A 3,652-nucleotide genomic window follows, 5' to 3' on the forward strand; every position below is an offset into this window, starting at 1 on the left:
TTTTTTTTTTTTTTTTTTTTTTTTTTTTTTTTTTTTTTTTTTTTTTTTTTTTTTTTTTTTTTTTTTTTTTTTTTTTTTTTTTTTTTTTTTTTTTTCATGCCCAAGCCGATCAAGGAAGATAACGGCTCGGGCATGCACACCCACTTCTCGATCTGGGAAGGCAAGACCCCGCTGTTCGCCGGCAACGGCTATGCGGGTCTGTCGGAAACCTGCCTGTACTTCATCGGCGGCATCATCAAGCATGCCAAGGCGATCAACGCCTTCACCAACCCGTCGACCAACTCGTACAAGCGTCTGGTCCCGGGTTACGAAGCGCCGGTGCTGCTCGCCTATTCGGCGCGCAACCGCTCGGCCTCGTGCCGCATCCCGTACGGCACCGGCCCGAAGTCGAAGCGCGTCGAAGTGCGCTTCCCCGACGCGCTGGCGAACCCCTATCTCGCCTATGCCGCGCTGCTGATGGCGGGTCTGGACGGTATCCAGAACAAGATCCATCCGGGCGAGGCGATGGACAAGAACCTGTACGACCTGCCGCCCGCGGAGCTGGCCCAGGTCCCGACCGTCGCCGGTAGCTTGCGCGAAGCGCTCGACTCGCTGGCCGCCGACCACGACTTCCTGCTGAAGGGCGACGTGTTCACCAAGGACCAGATCGAAAGCTATATCGAGCTGAAGATGGGCGAAGTGATGCGCTGGGAAATGACCCCCAGCCCGGTCGAGTACGACATGTATTATAGCGGCTGATCCAGCCACTGATCGATGTCACTACGGGGAAAGGGGCCGCAAGGCCCCTTTCTTTTTTGGTGCCCCAACCCTTTGAGAAACGGGCGATACGGCCCCAGATGGGTGCGGTTGCACGATCGGAATGCCCGGCCCTTCACATTTTTCGGTCATCCGATTTCCACGCCGGATGCGCCGGCAAGGTCATTTTTATACATAAAAACTGCAATATACTTGACATAGATTGGTATTAGGCGGTGCCCCGAAGCCAACAGACGGCTGGGGGAAATGGTATGAAATTGAATATGATCCGCGCTGCCGGAGCCGGTGGCGCATGTCTGATGCTGTTCACGTCGCATATGGCCATCGCGCAGACCGCGGGCACGATCGCGGCGGAGGATCAGGCCAAGGAGGACATTGTCGTAACCGGGCAGAAGCTGGTCACTACCGGCATCGAAATGTCCAATTCGCCCAAGGCCCGGGCAGTCGTAACCCAGGATTATATTGAACATACCGTTCCCGGCCAGTCGATCTTCAACGCGATCAATCTGGTCCCCGGCGTCAACTATGTCGCCAGCGATCCCTATGGCGGCAATGGCGGCACCATCACCATTCGCGGCTTCGACGCGTCGCGGATCGCCTTCACCTTCGACGGCCTGCCGCTGAACGATGCGGGCAATTATGCCATCTATTCCTCGCAGCAGGTGGACCCCGAACTGGTCCAGTCGGTCAATGTCAGCTTCGGCTCGACCGATGTCGACACCCCGACGGCCAGCGCGTCGGGCGGCACGGTCAACTATCGCACGATCATGCCGACCGAAAAGCTCAGCGCGACCACCGTCTATTCGCACGGGCGCGGCAATATGAACCGCGTATTCGGACTGATCAACACCGGCAATCTGACCGAGAGCGGCACGCGCGCCTGGGTTTCGGCCAGCGAGCAACGCTATCGCCTCTATCCCTTCGCCCAGGTCCGCAAGAGCCAATATAATGCGCGCATCTATCAGCCGCTCGGCTCGGGCAAGGACTTCCTGTCGCTCGCCGGTTTCTATTACCAGCATCGCAACATGGGCTATGGCGGCCTTTCGGTCGCGAACGTCAACACGTTGCTGGGCAATACGCTGCCCACCGCCGCGGCGAGCGCCGCCAAGCCGGTTCGCGTCGATCTGACGGCCGCGCAATATGACAGCGTGGTCGACGGGGCCGGCCGGTTCCTTAAGACCGACACCTGCCTGCTGCCGTCCGCGACGCCCGGCGCCGGAACCGTGCAGGACGACCGCAGCCAGTGTGGCAATGCGCGCCAGATTCGGACCAATCCCGTCGATACCGGCAATGCCCGCTTCAACAGCCTGTTCACGTTGAACGACAAGCTGACCCTGACCTTCGACGGTGGTTACAGCTACACGCTCGCCAATGGCGGCGGCTCTACCGTGTTCGCCGAAACGGACGGTGCCAAGGGCGCGGCGCGCAACCAATTTGGCCGGCTCGGCGGCGGTGTCGCCCCCGGTCTCGACCTGAACGGTGACGGTGACCGGCTCGATTATGTTCGCGTCTTCTATCCGTCGAACACCCAGACGCATCGCCTGATCGCGATCGCGGGCCTGCGGTACGACATTGATCCGGCCAACCTCGTCCGCCTCGCCTATACCTGGGATCGGGCGCGCACCGCCCAGACGGGCGAAGCCTCGTTCCTGCGCAGCGACGGTTATCCCACCACCTATTTCGGCGTCGATCACGGCGACACGGTGGTGCGCGACGCTGCCGGCGGCATCGTCCAGAAGCGCGACCGGCTGACCTATTCGATCCTCCACCAGCTGTCGGGCGAATATCGCGGCCGGCCGCTGTCCGACGATCTGTCCTTCACCCTGGGCGTGCGTGCGGCGTTTTTCCGCCGCAATATGAGCAATGCCTGCTACACTATTCCGGGCAGCGGCAGCGAAGCCTATTGCACGTCGCAGACCGCACGACAGGTGGCGGCCGACAGCGGCACGGCGAAATTCGGTGCGCCCTATACGGGACGTATCCGCGAATATCACGCGATCCTGCCCAATGCCGGCCTGGTGTGGCAGGCGACGCCGCGCATCGGCGCCTATGCCAGCTATGCCAAGGGTTTTTCCGCCCCAACGACCGACATCTATTCCTATGACGACAAGGCGATTTCGCTGCGCGACGCGGAAGCCTCGCCCGAACGGACCGACTCCTATGATGCGGGCCTGCGCTACAATAGCGGCATGGTGCAGGCACAGCTGGGCGGATGGTATATCCGTTACGATAACCGCATCGTCTCGACGACGGTGCAGCTGGAAGGTGGCGGCACCCTCAGCGCCAGCCGCAATGTGGGGCGGGTGGACAGCCACGGCGTGGACGCTACCCTATCGCTAGCCCCCACGCGCTGGCTGACGCTTTACGGCTTCGGCTCCTATCTGAAGGCGACGCTGCGCGAGGACATTCGCGACGCGGATACCAACGCCGTCCTGGTCGCGACGAAGGGCAAGTCGCTGGTCGATACGCCCAACTGGCAATATGGCGGCCGTGCCCAGGTCACGCTGCCCTTCATGGTGGCGGGCATTTCGGCCAAGCATGTCGGCGACCGCTTCGTCACCGACGAGAATGACGCCATTTCGGCCGGTTATACGCTGGTCGATCTGGATGCCCAGGCGTCTCTGGGCTGGCTGGGCCTGGACAAGACCTATGTCCAGCTGAACGTGACCAATTTGTTCGACAAGCGCTATTTCAGCAATGTCTGGTCGGCGCCGCGTATCGCCAATGGCGGGTCGCTGAACTTCGGCGTCGGCCGCACGGTCATCGCCAGCCTGCACTTCCAATTCTGATGCCAGGTCGCGGGAGCCCCAGCCCGCCCCTACCCACCGGCCAAAGCAACCCCGGAAACCCCACCCCCACACCCCTGAACTCCATTCACCTTCCTTCTCCTCTCTTT

Annotated in this window: 1 protein-coding gene and 1 pseudogene; both read left to right on the forward strand. The window is 61.0% G+C overall.

What is annotated here, in order from left to right; genetic code table 11:
* Positions 1 to 738 (forward strand): annotated as a pseudogene (locus tag ACQKJZ_RS18585) (hypothetical protein); the annotation flags it as partial.
* Positions 739 to 1,007: 269 nt separating this feature from the next.
* The gene (locus ACQKJZ_RS18590; protein ID WP_427733087.1) at positions 1,008 to 3,545 is read left to right on the forward strand and encodes a TonB-dependent receptor; all 2,538 of its coding nucleotides are present in this window, start codon (positions 1,008 to 1,010) and stop codon (positions 3,543 to 3,545) included.
* Positions 3,546 to 3,652 lie beyond the last annotated feature (107 nt).

The sequence above is a fragment of the Sphingomonas sp. NPDC019816 genome (assembly GCF_050274375.1).
Lineage (GTDB): Bacteria > Pseudomonadota > Alphaproteobacteria > Sphingomonadales > Sphingomonadaceae > Sphingomonas.